This window comes from Corallococcus sp. AB018 (assembly GCF_003986945.1).
GTDB classification, from domain to species: Bacteria; Myxococcota; Myxococcia; order Myxococcales; family Myxococcaceae; genus Corallococcus; species Corallococcus exiguus.
Window position 1 is genome coordinate 1 of the sequence record NZ_RAWR01000376.1, and the last position, 4,791, is coordinate 4,791.

Sequence of the window (4,791 nt, forward strand, 5' to 3'; positions counted from 1 at the left end):
CGCCCGCACCGCGTCCTGCCCTTGTCCTTCCGCGTCACCACCGCTGGACAGCCTCCGTCCAGGGTGATTGTTTGTTCTCAAATTACATGAGAATCAGGAGAGTGCCGTGCGTCGTTTCGTGCCGCCGTGGCTGTGGGTGTTGCTGCTGTTGGGACCCGTGGGGGCCTTCGCGCTGAACGCGGGGCTGCCGCCGCCTCCGCCGGAGGTGGACCGGAGCACGCCCACGGCGACGGCGGCGGGGTTCCTGGAGGCGGCGCATGCTCGGGACGGGCTGCGGGCGCCGCACTACCTGGACCTGTCGCGGCTGCCTCCGGAGACGCAGGCGGAGGAGGGGCTGGCACTGGCGCGGCGGCTGGTGGTGGTGATGGACCGGACGCTGTGGCTGGACTTCGCGCGCATCGGCAAGGAGCCGGCGGGCCCGGGGGAGCGCGCGCGCCGCGAGGTGCTGGGCCAGGTGGCCACGACGCGAGGCCCCCAGGACATCGTCCTGGAGCGGGTGGACGCGGAAGGGGGCCCGGTGTGGGTCTTCAGCGCGGACACGGTGGGCGCCATCGACACGCTGTTCCAGGAGCACGGGTCGCCGCTGCTGGAGATGCTGCCGCCCGTGTTCTTCACGCGCCCGCTGTGGGTGCTGGAGACGTGGCAGTGGCTGGGGCTGGCGGTCGTGCTCGTGGGGGCGTGGGCGCTGGGGCGGCTGGGCGAGGCGGTGACGCTGCGGGTGGGCGCTCGCGCCGCCGGGCTGACGAAGTCCGGCTGGGATGACGAAATGCTCGCCGCGGGCAAGGGGAGCATCCGCTTCGTGCTGGCGGGCATGCTGGTGGCGGCGGGGGCGCGGTTCCTCAAGCTGCCTCCTCCGGCGCAGGAGACGGTGGACCTGGCGGCGCGCTCGGTGGTCATCGTGGCGGTGGCGCTGTTCGTGCTGCGCTTCCTCACCCGGGCCGCGCGCTTCCTGGAGGACAAGGTCGCGAAGTCACCGGAGGGCACGGACGTGGCGAGGGTGCGTGGCCTGCGCACGCAGCTGGCCATCCTGCGGCGCGTGGTGGAGGTGGCTGTGGTGCTGGTGGCCGCGTCGCTGCTGCTCCTCCAGTTCGAGGCGGTGCGCAACGTGGGCGTGTCGCTGCTGGCGTCCGCGGGCATCGCGGGCCTGGCCATTGGTCTGGCCGCGCAGAAGTCCCTGTCCACGCTGTTCGCGGGCATCCAGCTGTCCATCACGCAGCCCATGCGCATTGGCGACACGGTCATCATCGAGAACGAGTGGGGGTGGATCGAGGAGATCACCCTCACCTACGTGGTCGTGAAGGTGTGGGACCTGCGCCGGCTGGTCATCCCCATCACCCAGTTCCTGGAGAAGCCGTTCCAGAACTGGAGCAAGGTGTCGCCGGAGATTCTGGGCACGGCGGAGCTGTACGTGGACTTCCGCACGGACGTGCCGGCGGTGCGCGCGGAGCTCAAGCGCATCCTGGAGCAGGAGTCCAAGGGGCTGTGGGACGGCAAGGTGCAGGGGCTCCAGGTGACGGACCTGAGCGAGCGCACCATGAAGCTGCGCGCCCTGGTGAGCGCCGCGGACTCCGGCAAGGCGTTCGACCTGCGCTGCCTGGTGCGCGAGAAGCTGGTGGCCTACCTCCAGGCCCAGCCGCACGGACTGCCGCTGCTGCGCGCGGAGGCCACGCCCCTGCCCCTCCCGGAGGAGAAGGCCGTGGGACCGGCGCTGCTGGCCGCGCGAGCGGGCAACACCTGAGGCCTCAGTGCCACGTGCCCACGGAGAGCCGGCGCTCCTCCGCGATGGGCTGGAGCCGCTCGCGCAGCTGTTCGCGCACCTGGTGGAGCCACCAGCCCACCGTGCCCGTGGAGCGGCCCACCTGGGCTCCGATGCTCACGTAGGAGCGCCCCTGCGCTCGCAGGTGGAACACCTCCCGCTGCTGCGGCGGGAGGCGCTCCACCGCTTCGCGCAGGTCCTTCTCCTGGATGAAGGTCCAGAGCTCGCAGCCCTCGGCCTCCTCAGGGTCGTCCGCCAGCACCGTCACCCAGCCCGCGTTCACCGCCTTGCGCTGCTCCGCGCGGTGGTGGCGCAACAGGCTGATGGCCCGCGTGTTGATGACCCGCCCCGTCCACGCCCGGAAGGCCTCCGGCCCCTGCAGGTGCAGCCGCTCCTTCCACGCCTCGTCCAGCGCGTGCTGCACCAGGTCCTCCGCGTCCGCCGCATTCCCCAGGATGCGCTGGGCGTGCTTCAAGAGCCCTGAACGGAATTGGATGACCAGCTCCGCGAACGTCTGCATCTCTTTGTCAGCCATGGAAGTGCCCCCCGAGCTCCGTTTCCGCGCGGGACCATGATGACAAAACCTTCCAATACGGACATGGCATTCTTTGCGGGGATTACCCAGAGTGTCTGGAAACCCTATCCCACCCGGCCATTTCCGCCTCCAACGTCCCGAATGCATCCAGTGTCTGTCTTTTGGATGTCCATCCAGGGCAGGTGCACATGGGTTCCCGACAGAAGCGCGCCGGGATGATCAGCAGTCGGCATCCCGGGCGAAGACTCACGACGACGGCCCTCCGGGGTGATTGACCCTGGGGCAAAACGCCCCGGTGTGGCGAGCCCCCTGGTCGGATGGGGCAGAACGCCCCGGCTCGAGGCATGAAACACACGTGAAACACGGCAGGGTTCTTGCTGACCGCGTGAGCAGGAAGGCGGCAATCGCTCATGCTCGAACAACGGCGCCCGGAGTCGGCCGTCCGCGACGTGCTTCCCTATCGGAAGCCGAAGCTGGGACGGGACTACTGGATCAAGGACAACGCCCTGCCCAACGCGCTGGAGGTCTACGAGCGCAACCTGGCCCGCGAGGATTGGACCCTGGGCGCCCCGTGGCGGCCTGAAATCTGGCCCGGCATCCGAGCCCCCCACGCGCTAACGCCCGCGGAGCTGGCCCCCATCGAGCAGTGGATCCGCGAACAGGCCGGCGTGCGCGCCCTCAAGCAGGAGGCTCCGTCCCAGGGCGCGCTGTCCCACAACCACGTGCAGCTCGTAGGGGAGAAGGAGTCCACCGCGAAGCCGCACGTGGACTCGCTGGCGCTGTGCGACTTCGCGGGCGTCATCTACCTGCACCCGAAGCCGCCCGTGAGACACGTGGGCACGTCCTTCTACCGGCTGCGCATGCCCGGCGGCGGCCTGGGCGGCAACACCTGCCCTCCCGGCTGCGTCAACCTCACCCAGGCCTTCGGCGTGACGAAGCTGCCCGCCAACGCGTGGGCGCAGGACATGGAGGTGGAGAACGTCTTCAACCGCCTCATCGTCTACCGAGCCGACTTCGTGCACTCGGCGACCGCGTACTTCGGGCAGGGCGACAAGCGGAACAAGCGCGCCACCGCCCTGTTCTTCTGGAAGGCCGTGCGCTGAAGCCGGCTACGCCAGCATCCGCGCCAGCATGTCCGCGCTGCGCTCGCTGCTGAACTGCTCCTCCACCTTGCGGCGGCCGGCCTCGCCCAGCCGCACCGCTTCGGCCGGGTCCCGCGCCAGCTTCTCCAACTTCTCCGCCAGCACGGCGGGCGCCTGCGGCGGCACCAGCACGCCATCCACGCCGTCGTCCACCAGCTCCTTCACGCCGCCCGCGCCCGTCACCACCACCGGCGCGCGCATGGCCATGGCCTCCATGATGGCCACGCCCAGCGGCTCCTGGAGGCTCGCCAGCGCGAAGAGGTGCGAGCGCTGGATGCCGTCCTTCACCACGTCCTCGCTCACCGCGCCCAGCAGCGTCACCGCGTCCGCGAGGCCGTCCTGCGCGAGCTTCGCCTCCAGCACCTTGCGGTACGTGGTGCCGCCCGCCTCGTCCTCGCCCGCGATGGACAGCCGCGCGTCGATGCCCTTCTTGCGCAGCATCCCCACCGCGTCGATGAGGTCCGCGTGCCCCTTGCACGGGTTCAGCCGGCCGCACGCGAACAGCCGCAGCGGGCCCTCTCCGGACCACGGCTCGTAGGCCACCGTGCGCTGGAAGCGCGACAGCTCCACGCCCATGGGCGCCAGTTCAATCCGGTCCGGCAGGCTCCCCGCCAGCTCCTGGCGCACTTCACCCAGCAGCTTCTTGGTGATGACGAAGGCGAACTTCGCGTGCCGCCACTTCTCCCGCTGGTTCGGCCCGTAGTCGTCCAGCGGCCCGTGCAGCGTCATGCTGTACGTGAGCCCGGACAACAGGTGCGCGAACATGGCCACGTGCGCCGCGTTGGCGCAGGAGTGCACGTGCACGTGCGTCCAGCCGCGCTCGCGCGCCAGCGACGCCAGCCGGCCGCCCATCACCGCGAACGCCACCAGCTGCGCGCGACCCTTCGCGTCCAGGCCCTCCGCCCTCGCGATGGAGGCCAGCACCCGCGCCCAGCCCGTGGGCATGGCCCGGGCAATCTCCAGCGCGGCCCGCAGCACGCCCAGCGGGGGCGGCGGGGCCAGGTACTCCGTGCGCGTCATGGCCTCGCGTGCCCAGCTATGGCTGATGATGCGCGCGGGCGGCGGACGGGTGGACACCAGCTCCGGTGACACGCCCTTCCCCGGCAGCGCCTGCAGCTCGCGCCAGAAGAAGATGTGGGTCTGGCCGGGGAACTCGGGAATCAGGTAGCCGATCTTCTGCACCCCTCTTCCATAACACGCCGCGTCCCCCACGCCCCCCGGCGGACCCCTGCGCGGACTGCTCCTTCTGGGGGTGTCAGCCGTGACAGCAGACCGGTGGCGCGCTCCTTCGCCTGCCCGCCCGCCCGGGTCGTTGGGTCATGACGCCTCATTGCGTTATACCGTCGCCGCTCCCATGT

Annotated in this window: 4 protein-coding genes; 2 read left to right on the forward strand and 2 right to left on the reverse strand. The window is 70.5% G+C overall.

Translation table 11 applies throughout. The features are described 5' to 3' along the window. Positions 1 to 106: 106 nt before the first annotated feature. Positions 107 to 1,738 carry a mechanosensitive ion channel family protein gene (locus D7Y11_RS41685; protein WP_233607574.1) on the forward strand — a complete coding sequence of 544 codons (1,632 nt, stop codon included), beginning with the start codon at positions 107 to 109 and terminating at the stop codon, positions 1,736 to 1,738. A gap of 4 nt (positions 1,739 to 1,742) precedes the next feature. On the opposite strand, the gene D7Y11_RS41690 is transcribed toward D7Y11_RS41685, so the two are convergent. Continuing rightward, positions 1,743 to 2,291, reverse strand: a complete 549-nt coding sequence (locus tag D7Y11_RS41690) for an RNA polymerase sigma factor (protein WP_158624586.1) — start codon at positions 2,289 to 2,291, stop codon at positions 1,743 to 1,745. 410 nt (positions 2,292 to 2,701) lie between these two features. Here D7Y11_RS41690 and D7Y11_RS41695 point away from each other — a divergent pair, with 410 nt between their 5' ends. Beyond that, positions 2,702 to 3,394 carry a DUF6445 family protein gene (locus D7Y11_RS41695; protein ID WP_126936440.1) on the forward strand — a complete coding sequence of 231 codons (693 nt, stop codon included), beginning with the start codon at positions 2,702 to 2,704 and terminating at the stop codon, positions 3,392 to 3,394. A gap of 6 nt (positions 3,395 to 3,400) precedes the next feature. Here the strand turns inward: D7Y11_RS41695 and epsE are convergent, their stop codons facing one another. Continuing rightward, a complete protein-coding gene (epsE, locus tag D7Y11_RS41700) occupies positions 3,401 to 4,615 on the reverse strand; it encodes an exopolysaccharide biosynthesis GT4 family glycosyltransferase EpsE (protein WP_121782534.1) in 1,215 nt (404 codons plus the stop codon). Positions 4,616 to 4,791 lie beyond the last annotated feature (176 nt).

Excerpts from the sequence above, each read along its gene's own strand:
- D7Y11_RS41690 (WP_158624586.1), bottom strand. The coding sequence starts at position 2,291 with ATGGCTGACAAAGAGATGCAGACGTTCGCGGAGCTGGTCATCCAATTC.
- D7Y11_RS41695 (WP_126936440.1), top strand. The coding sequence starts at position 2,702 with ATGCTCGAACAACGGCGCCCGGAGTCGGCCGTCCGCGACGTGCTTCCC.